Origin of the sequence: Nonomuraea sp. NPDC050680 (genome assembly GCF_040654555.1) — a bacterium.
Lineage (GTDB): Bacteria > Actinomycetota > Actinomycetes > Streptosporangiales > Streptosporangiaceae > Nonomuraea.
The window spans coordinates 46,175-65,610 of record NZ_JBFAIF010000025.1 but is presented as its reverse complement, the minus strand read 5'-3'; the positions used below and the strand labels follow the sequence as shown (position 1 = coordinate 65,610).

The following is a 19,436-nucleotide window of genomic DNA, read 5'->3' as shown; positions in this document are numbered from 1 at the left end:
AACCTCAATATTACTTGAGGATTACCGGCCGGAAGTGGGTGACCAGCTGCCGGCCGTCGAAGATGTGCAGCGCGTACGCGGGCGGCAGGTCGTACGTGATGGGGATCTCGGCTTCGGTCTCCACGCTGGTCAGGCTGGTGGAGATGACGCCGGGCGCGACGACGAGCGGCAGCCCGGCGAAACGGGCCGACACGGCGGTGTGCGCGTGGCCGGTCAGCACCCCGGCCACGTGCGGGTGCCGTGACAGCAGGTCCGCCAGCCGTTCCGGCTCGTGCAGCCGGATCCGGTCGACGTACGGGACGCCCAGCTCGATCGGCGGATGGTGCATCCCCACGAACGCCGGGACGTCGGGCCGCTCCGACAGCACCTCGTCGAGCCAGGCCAGCGTCTCGTCGGTCAGATAGCCGTGGTCGTGGCCGGGCACGCTCGAATCGGCCAGGGCGATGGTCAGGTCGTCGAGTCTGAGCGCCTGGTTGGCCGGGCCGAGCAGCTTCTCGAACTCGGGCACCGCGTCGTGGTTGCCCGGACAGACGGCCAGCGGCCGCTCGTCACGGAGCAGCTCCTCCGCGATCGCGTACTCCTCCGGCAACGCGTGGTCGGCGATGTCACCCGTGACCAGGACGGCGTCGAGGCGCAGTGTACGCAGGTGCTCCATGACCCGCCGCGTACGCTCGACGCTCTCGTCGGAGCCACCGATATGGGTATCACTGATCTGCGCAAAAATCGCCACCTGAGCACCCTATTCCACGTGTACGGGCCGCTCGAAGAACGTCTCCAGCACGACGACCGTCTGGGTCCCGGTCACGCCGTCCACCTCGAACACCTGCCGCAGCACCTGCTGTAACTCCCTGGTGTCGGCCGTACGGACCTTGAGCAGCACCGAGGCCGGCCCGGCGATGACGTGGGCCTCCTCGACCGGCGCGATCGCCGCCAGCCGGGCGGCGGCGTCCCCCATCCAGGCGCCGCCGTCGACCAGCACGTACGCCACGACCTCGCGCCCGAGCGCGGCCGGGTCCACCTCGATCGTGGTGCGCTTGATCACCCCACGCTCGCGCAGCTTGCGCACCCGCTCGTGCGCCGCCCCACCCGACAGGCCGACCGCCTTGCCGAGCACCGCGTACGACCGCGTGGCGTCTTCTTGAAGCAGGCCGATCAGCATCTTGTCGATCTCGTCCATGACAGTATGCTATTCGACTATGCAGCCATTTCACCAAACACCATATGGACACATCCCCACCGACCTAGAGGTGCTGGACGAGCGCTTTGCCACGGTCGGCGGTGACGACCTGGTCGAGCGCCTCTACTTCGGCACCCGCTGGGCCGAGGGGCCCGTCTATTTCCCGGCGGGCCGGTTCCTGGTCTGGAGCGACATCCCCAACGACCGGATGCTGCGCTGGGACGAGATGACCGGCGCCGTGGGCCCGTTCCGGCAGCCCGCCGGCTACGTCAACGGCAACACGCTGGACCGCCAGGGCCGCCTGATCTCGTGCGAGCAGGGCCGGCGGCGGGTCACCCGTACCGAGGCCGACGGCTCCATCACCGTGATCGCCGACCGGTGGCAGGGCAAGCGGCTCAACAGCCCGAACGACGTGGTGGTCCGCTCCGACGGCTCCATCTGGTTCACCGACCCCGCCTATGGCATCGACAGCGACTACGAGGGTTATCGGGCCGAGCCGGAGATCGACGGCTGTCACGTCTACCGCGTCGATCCGGTGACGGGCGAGGTGAGCCGGGTGGCCGACGACTTCGACCGGCCTAACGGCCTGGCCTTCTCGCTGGACGAGTCCCGTCTCTACATCGCCGACACGCGCCGCAGGCACGTACGCGTGCTCGACGTGCACGACAACGGCACCCTCTCGGGCGGCAAGGTCTTCGCGCAGGGCGGCGACGACGACCGCTTCGACGGGATGCGGCTGGACGACACGGGCCGGGTGTGGGCGGCGGCGGGCAAGGCGGTGCTCTGCCATGACCCCGACGGGACGCTGATCGGCCGGCTCCGCCTGCCCGACGATGTCGCCAACCTGGTGTTCGGCGGCCTCAAGCGCAACAGGCTCTTCATCGCGTCCTCGTCCTCGCTCTACTCGGTGATGCTGAACGTCACGGGTGCCCGTCCCGTCTGGTCGTAGCGCTGCTGCCGGCGGACGACCTGGCGCTGCTCCCAGCGGAACGGCCGCCCCGCCTGGTCCTGGCGCTACTCCCAGCGGAACAACCGGATCGCGATGCCGCCGAAGACCAGCAGACCGACCGCCATGACGATGAGGTGCAGCGGCTGCGGCGCGTGGCCCGCCCAGGTGTCGCGCAACGCCTGGGCGAACGGCCCCGCCACCGAGTAGTCGCTCACCACCCGCAGCGCGTCCGGCATGACCTCGCGCGGGATCCACATGCCCGCCACGAACATCAGCGGGAACATCACCCCCGACCCGATCGCCGACGCCGCCCTCCCCGACGGCGCGACCGAGGCGATCACCAGCCCCAGGGCCAGCAGCGCGGCCGAGCCGAACAGGAAGACCAGCGCGAAACCGGGGAGCTGCTTGGGTATCGCGACGCCGCGCACCAGATTCCCGACCACCACCAACAGGACGACCGACACGGTGCCGATGGCCAGGTTGATGATGAGCTGGGCGGCCAGCAGGCGCCCCGGCGGAACGGGCGTCGTCGACATCCGCCTGAGCACCCCCTGCTCGCGATAGGTGACCAGGACGGCCGGCAGCACCGAGCAGGCGAGCGTCATCACCGCGAGCAAGGTCATCTGGGCCGGCAGGTGGGTGTCGATGATCCGCTGGCCGCCCATCGCCGGATCGGGCTTGGACAGGTCGGGGATGCCGCTGAGCGCCAGCAACAGGGCGAGCGGCAGGCCGAGGGTGAAGACCATCGTGGGCCACTGCCGCAGATGCAGCTTGGTCTCGACGAGGAGGATCTTCCTCATGACAGTTTCCTTCCGGTCAGTGCGAGGAACGCGTCGTCGAGCGTGGCCTGCTCGATGCGCAGGTCGGCGGGGACGACCTCATGCCGGGCGAGCGCCAGCATGACGGAGGTGGCGAGGTCGCCGGTGCCCGTCACCGCGACCTGCTCGCCGCTCCTGGCGACCTCGGTCACCTCGGGCAGGGCCAGCAGGAGGTCGTCGGAGAAGGGCGCGGTCGGCCGGAACCGCAGCCGCTGCGCGCCGCCCACCTGGGCGATCAGCCCCGTGGGCGTGTCGGTGGCGACGACCCGGCCCGCGTCGATGAGCGCGACGCGGTCGCAGAGCCGCTCGGCCTCCTCCATGAAGTGGGTGACGAGCACGATCGTCACCCCGGAGTCGCGTACCTGCTCGACCAGCTGCCAGGTGTCCCTGCGGGCCTGCGGGTCGAGGCCGGTGGTGAGCTCGTCGAGCACCGCGACACGAGGCCGGCCCACCAACGCCAGCGCGATGGACAGGCGCTGCCGCTGACCGCCGGAGAGTTTGCCGAAGCGCTCCTCCCGCTTGCCGCCGAGCCCGACGCGCTCGATCAGCTCGGACCAGTCAGCCGGATCCGGATAGAAGGAGGCGTAGAGGTCCAGCGCCTCCCACACCTTGATCTTCTCCGGCAGTTCGGCACTCTGCAGCTGCGCGCCGAGTACCCGCCGTAACGCGTCCCTGTCCTGGTGGGGGTCGATCCCGGTCACGCGTACGGTGCCACGATCGGGAGTGCGCAACCCCGCGACGCACTCGACGGTCGTGGTCTTGCCGGCGCCGTTCGGGCCGAGGATGCCGAAGATCTCGCCTTCCGAAACCTCGAACGACACGTCATCCACCGCCACGTGGTTCGGGTACCGCTTGTGGAGGTTCCTGACCTCGATGACTTTCATGCCTTAGACGCTAGGAATTCCGGCTCTCACGGAGAATCGGGCTGGGTACCCGGCAAAGGTGTATCTAGGTGCAATATGCGCGATGCCGCTGATCGCGCACACTGGAAGCATGCTGAGAAGGTACGTCCAGGTCGCGGCGTTGCTGGCGCTGATCCTCGTCGAGGTGCCCGCCGCCGTCGTCTCCTTCAGCCTGCTCGTCCTGACCTTCGGCCTCGGCGTGGTCCCCCTCCTCCCGCTGCAGGTGCGGCTGGCCAGGCAGGTGGCGGAGCACAGGAGACGGCTGGTCGGGGAGTGGCTGGGGATCCGGATCGACTCGCCGTACCTGCCCAAGCCGCCGCCCCCGCAGCGGCAGGCCGACGGGATGTACCGCTCGCACCGCACGCTGTACAAGTCGCCGCGGGTGCCGGCCTGGAACGACAGGTGGAAGTGGCTGGTAACCGACCCGGCGACCTGGCGCGACTGCGTCTGGCTGGTCCTGGACCCGGTGGTCAAGCTGGGCCTGCTGCCGCTGTTCCTGCTGCTGCCCGACCGCGGGCTGCGCGTCTATGGCATGTGGTGCGAGCTGGTGCTGTCCGCGACGGCGGCGAGCCGCCTGGCGGGGCAGGTCAGCCATCTTCAGCGGGTACGCAACCTGGCGGCCGACACCCAGTCCGCGGAGATGCGCAGGATCGAGCGCGACCTGCATGACGGCACGCAGGCGCGGCTGGTGGCGATCGGCATGACGCTCGGCGCCGTCGAACAGCTCGTCGACACCGACCCGGCGGCGGCCAAGGCGCTGCTGTCCAAGGCCAAGGAGGCGTCCTCGGAGACGCTGACCGAGCTGCGTACGGTCATCCGCGGCATCCACCCGCCGGTGCTGGCCGAACGCGGGCTCGCCGACGCCGTGCGCGCCCTGGCCATCGACAGCCCGCTCCGGGTGAACGTGGACGTCGATCTGCCGCACCGCCCGGAGCCGCCGGTGGAGGCCGCCGCCTACTTCGCGATCAGCGAGCTGCTGTCCAACGCCGCCAGGCACGGCGGGGCCGCCACGGCCACCGTCGACCTCAGCGGCAACGGCTCCGACCTGCGGATTTCTGTGATCGACGACGGCATGGGCGGCGCCGACCCCGCCAAGGGCAGCGGCCTCATGGGCATAGAGCGGCGGCTGGCGGCCTTCGACGGGGTGCTCGCGGTGAACAGCCCGCCCGGGGGGCCGACCACGGTGACCATGAACATGCCCAAGGTTTTGCCGTACCACTGGGCGGGCAACCTGCCCAAGCTGCCGCGCTGGAAGGGCGTCCTGGTGGTCACGCTCTGGCTGACCGCCTGGTGCCCGCTGTTCCCCCAGGGCATCGTGGCGGGCATCTTCAAGGCCATCGGCTTCGAGGAGAAGGCCTGGTTCCTCGCGCTGTACATGCCCGAGCCGTGGCAGTGGCCGGTCATCCTGTTCATGATCGCGCTTGGCTGCGCCATGTACCTGACGGCCACCCTGCTCCCGGTCTGCCACAACAGGGATCGCTGGTGGGCGGAGGCGACACCTCGCCGTCTATGGTTCAGCAGATGAACCGCGTTCTCGTCGCCGAAGACCTCTACCTGCTCAGGGACGGCCTGGTCCACCTGCTCCAGGCGCACGGCTTCACGGTCGTGGCCGCCGTGGAGAGCGGTCCCGAACTGCTCAAGGGGCTGATCGAGCTGCGCCCCGACGTCTCGATCGTGGACGTACGGTTGCCGCCCACCTTCACCGACGAGGGCCTGCAGGCCGCGCTGGCCGCCCGTCAGCAGGTGCCCGGCCTGCCGATCCTGGTGCTGTCGCAGCACGTCGAGCAGCTGTACGCGCGCGAGCTGCTCGCCGACGGGTCCGGCGCGATCGGCTACCTGCTCAAGGACCGGGTGTTCAACGCCGAGCAGTTCATCGACGCCGTACGCCGGGTCGCCCAGGGCGGCACCGCGATGGACCCTGACGTGATCGCCAAGCTGCTGGCCAGCAACGCCAGGAACGAGCCGCTGGCCGCCCTCACACCACGCGAGCGGGAGGTGCTGGAGGCGATGGCCGAAGGGCGCTCCAACGCCGCCATCTCCCAGCGGCTCTACCTCAGCGAGAGCGCGGTGGCCAAGCACACGGCCGGCATCTTCGCCAAGCTGGGTCTGGCGCCTTCTGACGACGACAATCGCCGGGTCCTGGCGGTGCTCGCCTACCTCAACAGCAGATAGCCGCATTGTCGGTGACACCGGCTACCTTTCATAGGAGGCAGCAACACGAAAGGGTGGGTCAGGTGAAAATCCGGGTAAACCGCGATGTTCTGGCAGACGCGGTGGCATGGGCCGCCAGGGTGCTGCCAAGCCGCCCTGTGGTGCCCGTGCTCTCGGGCCTGCTGCTGGGGGCCGACGAGGAGCTGAGCCTGTCCGCGTTCGACTACGACGTCTCGGCTCAGGCCAGGATCGAGGCCGACGTGGCCGAGCAGGGCAGGGTGCTCATCCCCGGCCGCCTGCTCGCGGAGATCAGCCGCAGCCTGCCCGCCGAGGACGTCGAGATCGTCACCGAGGGGCAGGAGGCGGTCCTGACCTGTGGCAGCGCCGAGTTCGGCCTGATCACGATGCCCGTCGAAGACTTCCCGACCTTGCCGACGATGCCGCCGAGCATCGGCGCCATCGGCGGCGGCGTCTTCGCCTCGGCCGTGGGCCAGGTCGCGCCCGCCTCCAGCCGTGACGACACGCTGCCGATGCTCACCGGCATCAGGGTCGACATCGAGGGCGAATCGGTCACGATGGCGGCCACCGACCGCTACCGCATCGCCGCCCGCGACCTCACCTGGCGCCCGGCCACGCCCGACGTCGCGGTGTCCGCCATGGTGCCCGCCCGCGTGCTGGTCGACGTGGCCAAGACGCTGCGCGGCGGCGAGGTGGCGGTGGCGCTGGGCGACGGCGTGGCGGGCTTCGAGAGCGTCGGCCGCAGCACCACGGTCCGCCTGCTCGACGAGCAGTTCATCGACTACCGCACCAGGCTGACCGCCGACTGGTCGATCAGGGCCGACGTGCCGGTCACGGCGTTCGTCAGCGCCATCAAGCGGGTGGCGCTGGTGGCCGAGCGCAACACCGCGATCCGGCTGTCGTTCAGCCAGGGGCACGTACGCATCCAGGCCGGCGGCGGCGACATCGGCCGCGGCTCCGAGGTGGTCGAGTGCGAGCTGCGCGGCGACGACATCCAGATCGCCTTCCAGTCGCAGTTCCTCCTCGACGGCCTGACCGGTATAGAGACCGACCTGGCCCGCCTCAACATGGAGTCACCGACGAGGGCCGCCCTGATCCAGGACGTTCCTGGTGACGGGCAGCCCGGCTTCCGCTACTTGGTGATGTCGCTGCGCCTCGGGTGACCCTTTCGGGTCATGCGCCCTTGGTGAGGGCTGTTCGCCGTTGGTGAGGTTTATTCGCCCACAGTGATGGTTATTCGCCCTCGGTGAGTGCGATGAGGATGTGCTCCATGCAGGCATGCCCGGCGCGCTCGGCGGCGGTGGCGTCGCCCGAGGAGATGGCGCGCGCGATGGCGTCGTGGGGGATGTAGCTCTTGTTCAGCGACGTGCCCGCGGCCGTGATGCTGGCCCGCAGCGCCGCCGAGAAGTCCTCATAGAGGTCGATCAGCACGAGGTTGTGCGTGGCATGCGCCACGGACATGTGGAAGGCCAGGTCGGCCTCGACGAAGGCTTCCGGGTCGTCCAGCTCCCAGGCGCGGTCGCGCTCAGCCAGGGCGGCCTCGATGCGCAGGATGTCCTCGTCGGTGCGTCTGGTGGCGGCCAGGCGAGCAGATTCGACCTCCAGTGCGCGGCGCACCTCGAGGATCTCCAGCTGCTCGGCCTGGCGCAGGCGCCTCAGCATGGCGCCGGAGAGCTCGCTGGTGGCGCGGACATAGGTCCCGTCACCCTGGCGGCACTCCAGCAGCCCGGCGTGTGTAAGCGCGCGTACGGCTTCGCGAACGGTGTTGCGTCCCACTCCGAGCTGCTCAGCGAGCACCGTCTCAGTTGGGATCTTGCCGTTCATCTGCCACAACCCTGAGGTGATCTGCTCCTTGAGCTGATCGATCACCTGGTCGACGAGCGAAGCTCGCTGAGCCGTACGCAGACTCACAGTCCGCCTCCTCCGGGGGTGCCAGTCATCCCATGAGTCAATGACTGGTAGACCCTAATTATTCCAGACTCAAAAACCAAATCTGGAGCTCCCGGAGGGCTAGCGGTTCACTGAAACGTCGATCTTCACCCCTGCCAGTGCGGAATGGACTCCGGCGGCCTCCAACGCCCTGCGATAGGCGCTGGTCTGCTGGGCCTTGTCCCCGGAGCCGCCGTAGAGGTCGCCCAGCTCTCGCCAGCAGCGTGCGGCCTGCCTGTCGGAGCCGAACACCGGACGGTTGAGCGTCTCGAGCAGCTGCCGGGCCTCGCCGAGATGTCTCGACGTGTCGGCGTCCAGGGCGAGCGCGACGGTGGCGAGCACGAGGTGGGCCTCGGCCGGTGCCGTGCCCGGAGCGTCGTGCACCAGGTCGAGCGCCGAGGTGGCCAGCTCGCCCGCTCGCACGGCATCGCGCGCCCGCAGCTTTACCCTGGCGTGCGCGATGAGGCTCTCGCCGTGCTCCTGCGCGCTGCCCGCGGTGCTCGCGAACACGCGAGTCGCCGCTTCGCCCCACTGGTCGGCCTCGGCGATCGGCGAGGAGTCGAGCCTGGCCCAGTGCATGGCCACCCGGGCCAGCTGCAGCGTGAGCCTGGCCGGTCGGCCTGCCATGATCGCGTCGTCGGCCAGGCGTACGGCCAGCGCGGAGTCCTCGCCACCGGCTGCGGCCACACTGGCCTGCCAGAGGGCGTGGATCTCAGCGGAACGGTCCACAATCTCAGGCACGCCGCTGGCGTCGAGCACCCGCCGGACGAAGCCGAGCTCGGGAGAGTCGCCCTCGCGCCCGCTGCGCACCTCTACCAGCGCGGCGGCCAGGTCGATGGCGATCTCGCCTTGCGCGACCGCCAGCCGCTCCGCCTGCTCCAGTGCGTGCACGGCCAGGTCGCGGGCTCGCAGGCGGTCGCCCGCCCGCTGGTAGCAGCGGCTCAGCGCGACGGTGAGCGGCAGGTCGGCCAGCCGCTCAGGATGGGCCGCCGCCTCCCTGCGCAGCCGCTCGAACGCCTCGACCGCCTGGCCGAGCCGTCCCTGCGCTTCGAGGGCGCGGGCCCTGCCGAGGCGAGCGTGCGCGGTCAGCAGCGCGTTCTCCTCGTCGGCCGCTTTCACGATCTCCGTGAAGCGGTCGGCCGCGACGACGGGGTCGCCATGCTGTAGTTCCAGCTCAGCGTGGCGCAGGCCGAGCTCGGTATCGATGCGCTGCCGAGGTTCGATCCCATGCAGGAGGAACTCGGTGGTGCACCCCAGGCGCTCGGCCAGGAGTCTTGCTACAACCGGAGTCGGAGTCCGCTTACCCGACTCGATGAGCGAGACATAACTGTCAGATAGGTCGGGTCCGGCCAGTTGGGCCTGTGACATCCGCCTGTTTAGCCGCAGTCCTCGGACGCGGTCACCGATGGTTCCCTGACTCGGCATCTCATCTCTCAAGGCGGGGAAGGGTCAACACTCCGCAATGATTGCATGAAGTGGCGCAATCGGGTATCCCCACGTGAAGAATTCCCCACGGCAGGATTAATCGTCGCTGTCGTCCTTGCTGGGAAAAAGCATCTGGCACACTTCGAGGTACAGAGTCTCCGGATACGGAATGTACTCGACTGTTGACAGTGCCTGATCCTGACCAGCGGATTCAAGGATGAACTCACCGTAGCCGAGCATGCGCCCAAGGAGAGATCGCTGGAAGCTCATGTCGGTGACCTTGCCCAAGGGCATCATTGCGACTTTGCGCGTGATCAGGCCCGTGGTGAGCAACATCCGCTTTGAGGTAACCACAAAGTAGTCGACCGACCACTCCGCGACTTTCCATACAAAGCGGATCAAGAGCAGAAGCCAGAGCCACCAGACGACGACGAGGGCCGTGCTGCTCCCCTCGCCGCCGAAAATCTTGCTGAGCAGTCCGGCGATGATCAGGCCGCCGAAGACCTCGGCGACCGGGCGAAGCAGCACGGCTGGGTGACGCCGTACCATGATGACCTGTTGTTCGTGGGGGAGTAGGTAGCGGTTGACCGACGCCGGAGCAGAGTCCCCGTGGGTCACAAGTCTCATGCGAGGTTGTTCACAAATTGGGCCAGTGAGTCGGCCGCGTTGATCACGTTGTCGAACACTCCTCTGACCGCGGTAGCGGCGTCCGTTGGTCGCGCGAACAGGTAGTACGCCACAAAAGCCATACCACCGTATGTGAGGACCTTTTTGACCTGCACTGTCGCCTCCGTACCACTTACCTACTCCACCCGCTCTCTACATTACCCACCCCAATGCCGGGGTAAAGGTAACTTGACGGGATAGTTTTGATCTTGCTTAGCCACGCTCGCTGGCCACGAGAGCCAGGACGTGAAGGTGCTTGCGCGCGATCCGCTCGACGAGACTCGGATGGGCGTAGCCCGTGACCTCCAGCGCGCCGTAGTGCGCCGCTTCGACGCAGCGCGTTACGGTGATCGCGGAGTGAATGCCGGCGAACTCCTCGCGGAGTGCCGTCTCCACGTCCGCGTACGGACTTGGCTCCGCCTCGGTGTGGTCGCTCACGACAACACCTCGGTAGCCGGAAAAACGCTCATCGCTGCTCCCCCCACGCGCGTGCGGAAGTTGCCTTCCTCTCACCTCATACCCACGTGACAACATTATGTAACGAAGTGAGTGCGCAGCGTGACGAGTCAGACCACCCCGTACAAACGATCTCCGGCGTCGCCCAGGCCTGGAACGATGTAACCGCTCTCGTTCAGCCGCTCGTCGAGGGCGGCGGTCACGACGCGGATCGGCTTGCCGGAGTTGGCGAACACCTTGTCCATGTACGCCAGTCCTTCGGGGGCCGCGAGCAGGCAGATCGCCGTGACGTCCACCGCCCCGCGGTCGAACAGGAAGCGCACGGCCGCGGCCAGCGTGCCGCCGGTGGCCAGCATGGGGTCGACCACGTAGCACTGGCGCCCGGACAGGTCGTCGGGCAGCCGGGTGGCGTAGGTCTCGGCCTGCAGCGTCGACTCGTTGCGGATCATGCCCAGGAAACCGACCTCGGCCGTGGGCAGCAGCCTGGTCATGCCGTCGAGCATGCCGAGACCCGCCCGCAGGATCGGCACGACCAGCGGGTAGGGCTTGGCCATCCGCACGCCATGAGCCTCGGCGACCGGAGTCCGCACGCTCACGTCCACGACCCGTACATCGCGCGTCGCCTCGTAGGCCAGCAGGGTCACCAGCTCGTCCGCGAGCCGGCGGAACGTCGGCGAGTCCGTCCGGACATCGCGCAGCGTGGTGAGCTTGTGCGCTACGAGAGGATGGTCGACGACGAGGGTTTCCATAAGGGACAACGCTATCTTGTGTGCAACGAACCGGCACGTCGCGTCATGGGTTTTGATCACAATTTGGTCGGAGCAGCCCACGGGGGGTGGCCGGGTCTGGAACGATTGGATCCCGTAGTGACCACGTCGTGGGGTGGACGATGACAGAAGAAGATGCGCTCGACTTCGCCATCGTGGTCTATCGCGAGGACGAGTGCTGGGACGCCGGCCTGCTGCCGGTCGCGCTGACGTCCGATCTGCATGGGCTGATCAAGGCGCTGCGCCAGCAGCCGAGCGAGAGTGGCACGATCGGCCTGGTCGCCGTGGGCGACGAGTTCTTCGTGGCGCTGCGCGTCCTGGGTGATCGCGTGGATGTGTTCCTGTCCGACATCGCCGCGTCCTGGGACTTCCCGCTGGCCGAGCAGGTCCTCGACTACCTCGACGTGCCGATCCCGGACGAGGAGGAGCTCGACGAGATCCTCCAGGACGAGGACACGGTGCTTCCGGCAGGCGATCTGTCCATCTTCGCGGACCTGGGACTCGACGAGATGGAGCTGGGCATACTCTCCGGCGACATCGAACTCCTCCCGGAAGACGTACTCTCCAGCATCGCCGCGCGACTCGGCTTCTCCGAGCCGTTCGAGCGGGCCATCGAATCGGTCTTCGGCTGACCCCTGGAGCAACGGACATGGCGTCCAACACCTTCTCTGCGGCCTTCGTCAAGATCTCCGGCGGTTGGAGCGGCGCCGAGGTCGATCTCGGTGACGCCGAGATCGTCGACGACTTCGGCGACGCGGTGACCGAGGCCCTCGGCCTGTCCGGTGACGAGCTCGCCCTGCTCTGCGTCGAGGTGGAGGACGAGTGGTTCGCCATCGTCCGCTACCGCGGTGACGACGAGCCCCGGGTGTTCCTCTCCGACGCGCACGCCATCATGTCGGACACGCTCGGCGAGCTGTTCGCGGAGTTCGCCGGGGTGGCGCCCGACAAGAACGGCCACGGGCTGGGCGTCAAGCCCTCCGGCGACTTCGAACTGCTCAGCGACCTGGGCGTGAGCTCGGAAGAGCTGCTGGAGCTGAGCATGGAAGAGGGCGTGCTGCCGGCCGACATCCTTTCGGTGATCGCCGAGCGGCTGTCCTTCGCCGACGAGCTCGACCGGTTGCGGTGAACCACGCCAACGCGATGCGCCTGGCCCTGTCCGAGGCCGCCGCGGCCGGCGCCCGTGGCGAGGTTCCCGTCGGCGCGGTCGTGCTCGGCCCGCGAGGCGAGGTGCTCGCGTCCGCCGGCAACTCCCGCGAGTCCTCCGCCGATCCGACCGCCCACGCGGAGGTTCTGGCACTCCAGCAGGCCGCCCGGTCGCTCGGGGGGTGGCGGCTGAGCGGCTGCACGCTCGTGGTCACGCTGGAGCCGTGCACGATGTGCGCGGGGGCCGCGGTGCTGGCCCGGGTCGACCGCATCGTGTACGGGGCCGTCGACGAGAAGGCCGGGGCCGTGGGATCACTGTGGGACGTGGTCCGTGACCGCAGGCTCAACCACCGCCCCGAGGTCGTCATGGGTGTGCTGGGCGCGGAGTGCGCTGCGGTACTAAAGGAGTTCTTCGGCACTCGGCGGATCCGGTAAGCTCGTCGACGGTGGTGTCGCCTAGTGGCCGAGGGCGCACGCCTCGAAAGCGTGTGATGGGGCAACTCATCCGTGGGTTCAAATCCCACCACCACCGCCACTAAGTTGGGCCTTCGATCTGCACTGACAGGTCGGAGGCCTTTCGTTTGCCAAGATCATGGGCATTTTGGGGCAACGCCGTTGCGTTAGACCGCTGAGCTGGGCGTACGGGGTGTACGAAAAGGGGCGACTACGGGGTGCATGACCCCCTGCTGTCGGCGACTCGCAGGTCCAGCGACGTGCCGTAGTGCTGGCGCATGCTCTGGCCGGCGGGCGGGTCCTGGGTGCAGACGGTGCGTTCGAGGTGCGAATTGTCGTCGTATCCCTCGGTCACGACGGGCTGGCTGCTGACGTACGGGAAGCCGAGCCGCAAGGCGGCCTGTTCGGCCTCGTTGCCGGTCTTGCCGACGAAGTCCGGCACGACGGGCCAGCGGGTGACGCGGCCGTCGGGCGGGCAGGGCACCTGCGGGGGCAGGAGACCGAACTCCACCTTCTTCGCCTGAGAGTCCTCGACCTGCGTGCAGACGGTCCAGGTGCCGGAGTAGGACTCACCATCGAACAGGTGACCGTCCGGCAGGGCCCTGTACGCGGTGGTGTAGGCGGGCCAGGAGCGCCCCAACTCGCCGCTGACGGCGTCGAGTGTCTTTCCTTTCAAGGAGGGCAACGCAGGTGACGGACGTTGCGATCCTGCGCCGCTCCCACCGCTCGCTCCGGTGGAGGCGCTGTCCTCGCCCCCGCCCGAGCAGGCCGCCAAGCCGAGCACGGGCACTATCAACAGGCTGAGAACAAGGGGCCTGATCCCCCGCATTGCCGCTCCCGGGCGTGATCGGACATGAGTTGCTGATCTTTGCTGTCTTCGCGCCGCAGGGCAACAGCGCCGGTGCTTGTTCGGTATCAGGGTGTGAGGGTGACGATTTCGGTCACAACCGGGCCGCTGTGTACGGCTAGCGGACCATCTTGAGCCCGGTGTGCCAGACGTACCCGTGTCCCCCGCCGTGCAGGTTCCACACTTCGGTCCAGTTCCAGGCTGGCTTGTTGTCCCAGCAGTAGCCCTGGAGCTTGGTGCCCTTCTTGACCACCCGGTAGCCGGAGCTGAAGCTCTGGCGCTTGTGCACCTTGACCGCCCACTTCGCCTGGACGTCGCAGTGCCAGCGAGCGGCCGAGGCCTTGGTGGCGCCTTCGGTGGCGCTGGTGGCGTGCGCTGAGGAGACCAGCGCGCCGGAGGTGAGCGCGGCCGCCACGGCCAGCGTGGCGATCTTTCCTATGGATCTCATGTCCGGAAATGTAGGCCTACGAGGGTTGAGGATGTGTTGAGAATTTGTCGAGCTTCCTAGGCAGGGCCGGTCTACCGTACGGCCGCCAGGCTCCGCGAGCTTTCCGCCTCATCGCCCGTGAGGCCGTGCTTGGCCGCGGCCGGTGCGAGAGCGCGGAAACGATCCTGGCTTTCTGCCAACCTTTCTCCGGCACCTCCGCGTTGAGGCCATGTGAGTGACCCAACGGAAGACGCCGCGTACGCCGCCTTCGCCGAGGCGGCCTGGAACAGGCACATGGCCGTGGCCGTCCTGCTCACCGGCGACCGCCACCGGGGCGAGGAACTGCTCCAGGACTGCCTGGTGCGGTTGTACGTGCGGTGGCGACGTGTAGGCCCCACCGACCCGCATGCCTATCTGCGACGCATGCTGATCAATGGGAACGTCAGCTGGTGGCGGCGGCGTCAACGGGAACTGCCCACTGCCGAGCCGCCTGATCACGCCGATCCTCGGTCCGGGCCGTACGAGCCGCACGAGGATTTACGCCGCGCGCTGCTCTCCCTGCCGCGCAGGCAGCGCGCCATCGTCGTGCTCCGGCACTACGAGGACTTGACGGAGAAGGCGGTTGCGGCGGCCCTCGGCTGCACGGTCGGCACAGTCAAGAGTCAGCACTCCAGAGCGATGGCGCGGCTGCGCACTGCTCTGCGTGACAACCAGGAGGCAGTGCGATGAACGACATTCATGGACGGGACGATCAGGGACAGGACAACCAGGGACGGGACGATCAGGGACAGTTCGCGCAGGCCTTGCGGACCCTCGCCCATCGTGAACCGGCCTCGCCCGCGCCGGTTGCGGCTCTGGTACGCCGGGGACGCCGGGCCAGGCGGATCCGTGCCATGGTGGGCGCCGTCGCCGGAACGGCCCTTGCTTCGGCAGCCGTCGTCGTGGTTCTGGGCAGCGGCGGAGCCGTCCCGGCCACCACGCCATCGATTGCCAGTGCGCCGCTCTCCGGAGACGGTTCACGGCCTTCGCATTACCCCCGTACACGATCTCTGGACGCCCGGTCCGTCCTGCTGGCCGCAGCCGAGACCGCCGCCCGCGAGCCGGCCACGTCGGGCCCCTACTGGTACACCCGTCAACGCACCTCCCGGCCGGCGCAGTATGTGAAGAAATTCAAGAAGCCGCAGCAGAAATTCGACAAGCCGCAGCGGCAGAAGATCCCCTTCTCGGCAACCGTGGCGAGTACCCAGGACAGCTGGTACGCGGGCAAAAAGGGCGCGCCCAGCCGAACCGTGACGGATCAGGACCCGAAGGTCGCTTTCGCTTCCTCGGCGGACGAGGCGAAGTGGAAGCAACTGGGCTCGCCCGCTCTGACCGAAGAGAAGCCGTCGACCAACGACTACGACATGGAACTCCACTTTCAGATCGGCAACCACGACTTCACAGTTCGGCAACTGCTCAAGCTGCCGACCAGCAAGGACGAACTGGAGAGCCAGGTACGGCGGCTGTTCGACGAGGAGTCCGCAAGCGACTGGTGGCCCGCCAAGCCAGAGTTCACCGACTACGTGTGGTCGGCGGCGCAGGACCTGCTGTCCGGTCCGATCAGCCCCGGAACCCGCTCCGCCCTCTACCGGCTGCTTGCCGAACAGCCCGCGATCAAGTCGCTGGGAGAGGTCACCGATTCGCTGGGGCGCACCGGCGTTGCCCTGGCGTGGACCATAGCGGGGAATGGGGACGGGTCGGGCGAGGCTCGACTGATCGTGGACGACGCCACGGCCGAACTGCTCTCCTACGAGTTCCGCGAACAAGGGCAATCAGCGCCGACACTGCAGGTCACCTACGAGGACATGGGCTGGGCCGAGGCCTTGGGTGAGCGCCCGCAAAGCTGACCCCGTCCGAGGCGCGGGCCCGAACGGGGTAGGGATCAGTCGCAAGGGGCGGGGGACTCATTGGGGCCTCTGACCTGTCTGACCGAGTCAGGGGCCTTTCCCTCCTGCCGTTGGTTTGCTACGGCGGGACCTCCGGTGCCCCACCTGGTGAGTGCCGTCTGGTGCCCGGTCTGGGCTCCTGTGCGGGGATCCACCTTGAAGGCACCGAACAGGGTGGTGGTCTCCAACGTCGTGGCGGCGGACCACAGCGCCTCACGGGCCGTGCTGCCGGCTTGCCGGGCACAATAGGTCGCGATGGCCGCGGCGGCGACGGCCTGTACGGCTGGATAGTCCGGGAGCGAACCGGTGCGCTCCCGGTAGGCGGTCAGGAGGTCGGCCTCGGCGATGGACGACAGCTCGACCTGACCGCCTCCGCCGGGAAACCACTGCCCGACCCCGTAGACGCCCAGAGGATCGTCGGCGGCTTGGCCGAACTCGCGTACGCCCGCGGCCACGGCGCACACGGTCCGCGGGGTCGTCGGCAGGGACCTGGCGCGGTTGACGGTCTCCACGTCCTCTTCGAACGAGCCGGCGCAGAAGAGGTCCCAGTCCTCTTCGAATGAGCAGAGGTCCCAGGCTTCCGGTGTGCTTGGGCGGTGGCGGACGGGGTGCACCCCGAGGGCGCGTGCCAGGCGCTCGGCGCCGTCGGCGACCTGACGGCCGAAGCGGCCCTTGCCGGAGAGGATATGGAGCGGGCGGGGATCCGCGCGGGCGGCGAGGTGCCGGACGAAGGGCTCCGCGTAGCGGCTCGCCGGCGTCGGCACGGACACGACGTGGCCGGGGTGGGCGGTCTCCACGTCATCGCCTGATCCGCCGTGGTTCCAGACCAGGCGATCCAGGGCCTTGGCGATGGCTCCCGCGCTTCGCATGAGCAGGGTGGAGTAGGGGCCGAGCAGGAGGTCGCATTCGGCCGACACCCTGGGGAGGAGGGCCGCCAGCCGCTCGGGATCGCTGCCGTCGTCCTCGACGAGCAGGTCCGCCGCGCCGGTCGTGGACCGCCAGATGTCCAGGGCGAGTCCGGCCTGCCTGCCGAATCTGGCGTACTCGCCCGACAGGGACAGGCAGGCGCCGATCCGCAGGCGGCTGCCGGACATCGTCCCTCCTACTCGTCGTAGGCCCAGCCGCTCCACCGCTCGACGGTGATCGCGACCACCGGGCCCTCGGGGCGTCGCTCCACGTATTGGTCGTAGCGTGCGGCCAGCCGGTCGAGCCACTGGCCGCGTGTGGTGTCGTCGTCGACGATCGCGGCCGTGCCGTCGGCTCGGGCCCACCACAGTCGCCGCCAGTCGTCGGCGTAGTGGTCGACCAGGACGCAGACTCGGTCATTGCCCGCGATGTTCCGAAGCCTGCGGAGGTCTGTCGTCCGCTTCGGTTTGTCGTCCACGGCGAAGGCGATCACGTCGTCCGCCACGGCGAAGACGATGGGCACCAGGTGCGGCGCCCCTTGCCCGTCCACGGTGGCCAGCCTGGCGCTGCGTGCTGCCAGGAACTTCGCTCGGGCAGTGGCCTCGTCCATCCATCGCACCAACCCTCAGCCGACCTCTGAGGCCGACCCCTCAGACGACGTCGAACTCGTTGCCCTCCGGGTCCGCCATCGCCACGGCGTAGTGGTCCACCCCGGGCTCGGCGAGCACGCGTACGACGGAGGCGCCCGCGCGGACCAGCCGCGCCACCTCGGCGTCCACGCGCTCTCTGCGGGTCGCCAGCGGGACCTCCTCCCGCTTGCCGCCCACCTTGATGTCGAGGTGGAAGCGGTTTTTCACCACCTTGCCCTCAGGCACCTGCTGGAACCAGATCCGCGGGCCCCCGCCCGCCGGATCGACGATGCTGTCGGAGCAGTCTCCGTCGCCGAGCTCCTCATCCGGCACGCCGATGCTCTGCCAGTAGTCTCGCCAGGTGTCGAAGTGGCCCGGCGGCTCCTCCAACTCATAGCGCAAGCCGTCGGCCCAGAAGCGCGCCAGCCGCCCGGGGTCGGCGCAGTCGATCACCAGCTGAAAAGAGACCATGGGGGCATCCTGCCGGAGGGGTCCGACAATTTCTTTCTCAGCGGAGCACCTCCAGGACCCTTCAGCGGGGCATCTCCAGCACTCGGGCGTGCAGGATCGATCGCTGGTGCAGAGCCGCCCGGAGCGCCCGGTGCAACCCGTCCTCCAGATAGAACTCGCCCTGCCACTGCACCACGTGCGGAAAGAGGTCGCCGTAGAACGTCGAGTCGGCGGCGAGCAGGGAATGCAGGTCCAGCATGGCCTTCGTGGTGATCAACGAGTCGAGCCGGACCTGCCGTGGGGGGATCTGCGCCCACTCTCTGGGCGTCAGACCATGGTCGGGATAAGGACGTCCGTCACCGACGAGCTTAAAGATCACCCCAACGATTTTAGGAGAGAATCCGATTACTCGCGTTCTACGCCGCCCTTATACAAGATCGGCCTGCGCGCATTTGGCCGGATCGCCGATCTTGTAACCGCGATTCAGGGCGTTGACGCGTTGCTCGGAGCTGCCGTGCGTGAACGACTCCGGGTCGATCCTGCCCTGCGTACGCTGCTGGATCCGGTCGTCGCCGACGGCCGCCGCCGCGTCGAGCGCCTCGGCCATCTCCGCGGTGGTGAACGGCTTGTCGTAGAAGCCGGTCTCGACGGCGTGCTTGGCCCATACGCCGGCGTAACAGTCGGCCTGCAACTCCGTCGCCACCGAGTTGCCCTGGGAGAGCTCGCCTAGGAGGTCCTGAGCGTGGTGTCCGTACTCGTGGGCGATTACATAAGCCTGTGCGAATGGGCCGCCTTTTGCGCCAAATTGGCTTTGCAACTGGTCGAAGAAGCTCAGGTCCAGGTAAACGCGCTGGTCGCCGGGGCAGTAGAAGGGGCCGACCGCGGAGCTGGCCGCGCCGCAGGCGGTGCGCAGGCTGCCGGAGTACAGGACGGTCTTCGCCGAGCGATAGTCGGAAATCTGAGTCTTCCAGTAGTCCTGGATGCTGTTGACCACGCCGACGACCCGGCATTTCTCCGACTGGTCGGCGTCCTTGCCGGTCCGGCACTGTTGCGACAGGTTCGAGGACGGCTGCCGCTGCTGTGCCGGCTGGTCGGTTCCGCCGTTCAGGTTGTTCAGGACGAAGACTATGACGAGCACGACCAGGCTGACGATTCCGCCGCCGCCGATGACCATGCCGCCCGGGAACCCACCGCCGCCGCCCCCACCCCCTCCACTACCGCCAACGTCCTCCACCTGTGAGGAATCGAGGTTGACGTCGTCCCTGAAGTCCATCGCTGAGGTCCCTTCTCGGGTGCTGCTCGGAGGACAGCTTCCCGAAAGGGGCGTTTAGATGCCACCGGTGAACCTCTCATACCGTCCGCTTACCCAGAGTATTCACCGGCGTCTGGGTGCAATGT

Annotated in this window: 25 protein-coding genes and 1 tRNA gene; 10 read left to right on the top strand and 16 right to left on the bottom strand. The window is 68.2% G+C overall.

Features of this window, described 5'->3' with window-relative positions; translation table 11 throughout:
• Positions 1-10: 10 nt before the first annotated feature.
• Complete coding sequence (locus tag AB0H88_RS45365) at positions 11-730, bottom strand: metallophosphoesterase (RefSeq protein ID WP_357655274.1); 720 nt, start codon at positions 728-730, stop codon at positions 11-13.
• Between the two features lie 9 nt (positions 731-739).
• Positions 740-1,177 (bottom strand): Lrp/AsnC family transcriptional regulator, encoded by a 438-nt coding sequence (locus AB0H88_RS45360; protein WP_225300965.1) that lies wholly within the window; start codon positions 1,175-1,177, stop codon positions 740-742.
• Between the two features lie 19 nt (positions 1,178-1,196).
• Here AB0H88_RS45360 and AB0H88_RS45355 point away from each other — a divergent pair, with 19 nt between their 5' ends.
• Entirely contained in the window at positions 1,197-2,126 is a 930-nt protein-coding gene (locus AB0H88_RS45355; RefSeq protein ID WP_357655271.1) for an SMP-30/gluconolactonase/LRE family protein, read from the top strand.
• A 65-nt stretch (positions 2,127-2,191) separates the two neighbouring features.
• Here AB0H88_RS45355 and AB0H88_RS45350 read toward each other — a convergent pair whose 3' ends face one another.
• Both AB0H88_RS45350 and AB0H88_RS45345 read right to left on the bottom strand, forming a co-directional pair.
• Positions 2,192-2,926, bottom strand: coding sequence for an ABC transporter permease (locus tag AB0H88_RS45350; RefSeq protein ID WP_357655268.1), 735 nt, complete (start codon positions 2,924-2,926; stop codon positions 2,192-2,194).
• Positions 2,923-3,828, bottom strand: coding sequence for an ABC transporter ATP-binding protein (locus AB0H88_RS45345; protein WP_357655266.1), 906 nt, complete (start codon positions 3,826-3,828; stop codon positions 2,923-2,925). Before AB0H88_RS45345 ends, AB0H88_RS45350 begins: the two co-directional genes overlap by 4 nt.
• Before the next feature lie 109 nt (positions 3,829-3,937).
• Here AB0H88_RS45345 and AB0H88_RS45340 point away from each other — a divergent pair, with 109 nt between their 5' ends.
• The 3 genes from AB0H88_RS45340 to dnaN all read left to right on the top strand — a co-directional run bounded on the left by AB0H88_RS45340 (position 3,938) and on the right by dnaN (position 7,178).
• On the top strand, positions 3,938-5,371 hold the full coding sequence (locus AB0H88_RS45340; protein ID WP_357655263.1) for a histidine kinase: 1,434 nt from the start codon (positions 3,938-3,940) through the stop codon (positions 5,369-5,371).
• The gene (locus AB0H88_RS45335; RefSeq protein WP_225300970.1) at positions 5,368-6,018 is read left to right on the top strand and encodes a response regulator transcription factor; all 651 of its coding nucleotides are present in this window, start codon (positions 5,368-5,370) and stop codon (positions 6,016-6,018) included. Before AB0H88_RS45340 ends, AB0H88_RS45335 begins: the two co-directional genes overlap by 4 nt.
• A 62-nt stretch (positions 6,019-6,080) precedes the next feature.
• Complete coding sequence (gene dnaN / locus AB0H88_RS45330; protein WP_357655259.1) at positions 6,081-7,178, top strand: DNA polymerase III subunit beta; 1,098 nt, start codon at positions 6,081-6,083, stop codon at positions 7,176-7,178.
• 70 nt (positions 7,179-7,248) lie between these two features.
• Here dnaN and AB0H88_RS45325 read toward each other — a convergent pair whose 3' ends face one another.
• The 5 genes from AB0H88_RS45325 to upp all read right to left on the bottom strand — a co-directional run bounded on the left by AB0H88_RS45325 (position 7,249) and on the right by upp (position 11,240).
• A complete protein-coding gene (locus tag AB0H88_RS45325) occupies positions 7,249-7,926 on the bottom strand; it encodes a FadR/GntR family transcriptional regulator (RefSeq protein ID WP_357655257.1) in 678 nt (225 codons plus the stop codon).
• A 99-nt stretch (positions 7,927-8,025) separates the two neighbouring features.
• The gene (locus AB0H88_RS45320) at positions 8,026-9,369 is read right to left on the bottom strand and encodes a helix-turn-helix transcriptional regulator (protein ID WP_357655254.1); all 1,344 of its coding nucleotides are present in this window, start codon (positions 9,367-9,369) and stop codon (positions 8,026-8,028) included.
• A gap of 96 nt (positions 9,370-9,465) precedes the next feature.
• On the bottom strand, positions 9,466-9,996 hold the full coding sequence (locus AB0H88_RS45315) for a PH domain-containing protein (RefSeq protein WP_225300974.1): 531 nt from the start codon (positions 9,994-9,996) through the stop codon (positions 9,466-9,468).
• A 252-nt stretch (positions 9,997-10,248) separates the two neighbouring features.
• Complete coding sequence (locus tag AB0H88_RS45310; protein ID WP_357655252.1) at positions 10,249-10,473, bottom strand: hypothetical protein; 225 nt, start codon at positions 10,471-10,473, stop codon at positions 10,249-10,251.
• A 128-nt stretch (positions 10,474-10,601) separates the two neighbouring features.
• Positions 10,602-11,240, bottom strand: coding sequence for a uracil phosphoribosyltransferase (gene upp / locus AB0H88_RS45305; RefSeq protein ID WP_357655249.1), 639 nt, complete (start codon positions 11,238-11,240; stop codon positions 10,602-10,604).
• 140 nt (positions 11,241-11,380) lie between these two features.
• On the opposite strand from upp, the gene AB0H88_RS45300 reads away from it, so the two are divergent.
• The 4 genes from AB0H88_RS45300 (at position 11,381) to AB0H88_RS45285 (ending at position 12,936) form a co-directional block, all read left to right on the top strand.
• Complete coding sequence (locus tag AB0H88_RS45300; protein ID WP_357655246.1) at positions 11,381-11,890, top strand: tRNA adenosine deaminase-associated protein; 510 nt, start codon at positions 11,381-11,383, stop codon at positions 11,888-11,890.
• Positions 11,891-11,907: 17 nt separating this feature from the next.
• Positions 11,908-12,384, top strand: a complete 477-nt coding sequence (locus AB0H88_RS45295; RefSeq protein ID WP_357655243.1) for a tRNA adenosine deaminase-associated protein — start codon at positions 11,908-11,910, stop codon at positions 12,382-12,384.
• The gene (gene tadA / locus AB0H88_RS45290) at positions 12,381-12,836 is read left to right on the top strand and encodes a tRNA adenosine(34) deaminase TadA (protein ID WP_357655240.1); all 456 of its coding nucleotides are present in this window, start codon (positions 12,381-12,383) and stop codon (positions 12,834-12,836) included. The genes AB0H88_RS45295 and tadA overlap by 4 nt, the downstream gene beginning before the upstream one ends.
• Before the next feature lie 10 nt (positions 12,837-12,846).
• Positions 12,847-12,936, top strand: a tRNA-Ser gene (locus tag AB0H88_RS45285).
• Positions 12,937-13,065: 129 nt separating this feature from the next.
• Here the strand turns inward: AB0H88_RS45285 and AB0H88_RS45280 are convergent.
• Positions 13,066-13,530: a PASTA domain-containing protein gene (locus tag AB0H88_RS45280; protein ID WP_357655238.1), complete on the bottom strand. Its 465-nt coding sequence runs from the start codon at positions 13,528-13,530 to the stop codon at positions 13,066-13,068.
• Positions 13,531-13,819: 289 nt separating this feature from the next.
• On the bottom strand, positions 13,820-14,149 hold the full coding sequence (locus tag AB0H88_RS45275) for a hypothetical protein (RefSeq protein ID WP_357655236.1): 330 nt from the start codon (positions 14,147-14,149) through the stop codon (positions 13,820-13,822).
• A 210-nt stretch (positions 14,150-14,359) separates the two neighbouring features.
• Between AB0H88_RS45275 and AB0H88_RS45270 the strand changes: the two genes are divergently transcribed.
• Positions 14,360-14,857 carry a SigE family RNA polymerase sigma factor gene (locus AB0H88_RS45270; RefSeq protein ID WP_357655235.1) on the top strand — a complete coding sequence of 166 codons (498 nt, stop codon included), beginning with the start codon at positions 14,360-14,362 and terminating at the stop codon, positions 14,855-14,857.
• Positions 14,854-16,014, top strand: coding sequence for a CU044_5270 family protein (locus AB0H88_RS45265; RefSeq protein ID WP_357655232.1), 1,161 nt, complete (start codon positions 14,854-14,856; stop codon positions 16,012-16,014). The genes AB0H88_RS45270 and AB0H88_RS45265 overlap by 4 nt, the downstream gene beginning before the upstream one ends.
• A gap of 35 nt (positions 16,015-16,049) precedes the next feature.
• On the opposite strand, the gene AB0H88_RS45260 is transcribed toward AB0H88_RS45265, so the two are convergent.
• The 5 genes from AB0H88_RS45260 to AB0H88_RS45240 form a co-directional block, all read right to left on the bottom strand.
• On the bottom strand, positions 16,050-17,147 hold the full coding sequence (locus AB0H88_RS45260) for an ABC transporter substrate-binding protein (RefSeq protein WP_357655229.1): 1,098 nt from the start codon (positions 17,145-17,147) through the stop codon (positions 16,050-16,052).
• An 8-nt stretch (positions 17,148-17,155) separates the two neighbouring features.
• Entirely contained in the window at positions 17,156-17,569 is a 414-nt protein-coding gene (locus tag AB0H88_RS45255) for a TIGR03668 family PPOX class F420-dependent oxidoreductase (protein ID WP_357655227.1), read from the bottom strand.
• A gap of 40 nt (positions 17,570-17,609) precedes the next feature.
• Positions 17,610-18,059 (bottom strand): VOC family protein, encoded by a 450-nt coding sequence (locus AB0H88_RS45250; RefSeq protein ID WP_357655226.1) that lies wholly within the window; start codon positions 18,057-18,059, stop codon positions 17,610-17,612.
• Between the two features lie 61 nt (positions 18,060-18,120).
• The gene (locus AB0H88_RS45245) at positions 18,121-18,417 is read right to left on the bottom strand and encodes a type II toxin-antitoxin system VapB family antitoxin (protein WP_357655224.1); all 297 of its coding nucleotides are present in this window, start codon (positions 18,415-18,417) and stop codon (positions 18,121-18,123) included.
• A gap of 48 nt (positions 18,418-18,465) precedes the next feature.
• On the bottom strand, positions 18,466-19,311 hold the full coding sequence (locus AB0H88_RS45240) for a neutral zinc metallopeptidase (protein ID WP_357655222.1): 846 nt from the start codon (positions 19,309-19,311) through the stop codon (positions 18,466-18,468).
• Positions 19,312-19,436 lie beyond the last annotated feature (125 nt).

Excerpts from the sequence above, each read along its gene's own strand:
- AB0H88_RS45360 (WP_225300965.1), bottom strand. The coding sequence starts at position 1,177 with ATGGACGAGATCGACAAGATGCTGATCGGCCTGCTTCAAGAAGACGCC.
- AB0H88_RS45355 (WP_357655271.1), top strand. The coding sequence starts at position 1,197 with ATGCAGCCATTTCACCAAACACCATATGGACACATCCCCACCGACCTA.
- AB0H88_RS45350 (WP_357655268.1), bottom strand. The coding sequence starts at position 2,926 with ATGAGGAAGATCCTCCTCGTCGAGACCAAGCTGCATCTGCGGCAGTGG.
- AB0H88_RS45345 (WP_357655266.1), bottom strand. The coding sequence starts at position 3,828 with ATGAAAGTCATCGAGGTCAGGAACCTCCACAAGCGGTACCCGAACCAC.
- AB0H88_RS45340 (WP_357655263.1), top strand. The coding sequence starts at position 3,938 with ATGCTGAGAAGGTACGTCCAGGTCGCGGCGTTGCTGGCGCTGATCCTC.
- AB0H88_RS45335 (WP_225300970.1), top strand. The coding sequence starts at position 5,368 with ATGAACCGCGTTCTCGTCGCCGAAGACCTCTACCTGCTCAGGGACGGC.
- AB0H88_RS45320 (WP_357655254.1), bottom strand. The coding sequence starts at position 9,369 with ATGCCGAGTCAGGGAACCATCGGTGACCGCGTCCGAGGACTGCGGCTA.
- AB0H88_RS45315 (WP_225300974.1), bottom strand. The coding sequence starts at position 9,996 with ATGAGACTTGTGACCCACGGGGACTCTGCTCCGGCGTCGGTCAACCGC.
- upp (WP_357655249.1), bottom strand. The coding sequence starts at position 11,240 with ATGGAAACCCTCGTCGTCGACCATCCTCTCGTAGCGCACAAGCTCACC.
- AB0H88_RS45300 (WP_357655246.1), top strand. The coding sequence starts at position 11,381 with ATGACAGAAGAAGATGCGCTCGACTTCGCCATCGTGGTCTATCGCGAG.
- AB0H88_RS45295 (WP_357655243.1), top strand. The coding sequence starts at position 11,908 with ATGGCGTCCAACACCTTCTCTGCGGCCTTCGTCAAGATCTCCGGCGGT.
- AB0H88_RS45275 (WP_357655236.1), bottom strand. The coding sequence starts at position 14,149 with ATGAGATCCATAGGAAAGATCGCCACGCTGGCCGTGGCGGCCGCGCTC.
- AB0H88_RS45265 (WP_357655232.1), top strand. The coding sequence starts at position 14,854 with ATGAACGACATTCATGGACGGGACGATCAGGGACAGGACAACCAGGGA.
- AB0H88_RS45260 (WP_357655229.1), bottom strand. The coding sequence starts at position 17,147 with ATGTCCGGCAGCCGCCTGCGGATCGGCGCCTGCCTGTCCCTGTCGGGC.
- AB0H88_RS45255 (WP_357655227.1), bottom strand. The coding sequence starts at position 17,569 with ATGGACGAGGCCACTGCCCGAGCGAAGTTCCTGGCAGCACGCAGCGCC.
- AB0H88_RS45250 (WP_357655226.1), bottom strand. The coding sequence starts at position 18,059 with ATGGTCTCTTTTCAGCTGGTGATCGACTGCGCCGACCCCGGGCGGCTG.
- AB0H88_RS45240 (WP_357655222.1), bottom strand. The coding sequence starts at position 19,311 with ATGGACTTCAGGGACGACGTCAACCTCGATTCCTCACAGGTGGAGGAC.